This window comes from Tetzosporium hominis, assembly GCF_002265435.1.
GTDB classification, from domain to species: domain Bacteria; phylum Bacillota; class Bacilli; order Bacillales_A; family Planococcaceae; genus Chryseomicrobium; species Chryseomicrobium hominis.
In genome coordinates, this window is sequence record NZ_NOKQ01000279.1 from 1 (window position 1) to 274 (window position 274).

The following is a 274-nucleotide window of genomic DNA, read 5'->3' on the forward strand; positions in this document are numbered from 1 at the left end:
TATGATTTTCGGGAACTAAACCAAAAGGTGTTATCGCAAGTCTTCTTTTAAATCTTCCGCATGTTCAATTCCGACTGAAAAACGCAGCAAGCGATTGCAGACTCCGTTTGCGATGCGGATTTCTTCAGGAATATCCATGTGCGTCTGTGTGGCAGGGTATGTAATAAAGCTCTCCACCCCGCCGAGGCTTTCTGCAAAACAAATGGTCTTCAGCGCTTTTAAAAATGGATTGACCCACTCTTCTTTCTGCAGACGGAAGGACAGCATGCCGCCT

General features: G+C 46.0%; 1 protein-coding gene. It reads right to left on the reverse strand.

What is annotated here, in order from left to right:
• Positions 1-30 precede the first annotated feature (30 nt).
• A partial coding sequence (locus tag CF394_RS13025) for a PLP-dependent transferase (protein ID WP_207761729.1) occupies positions 31-274 on the reverse strand: 244 nt, incomplete at its 5' end.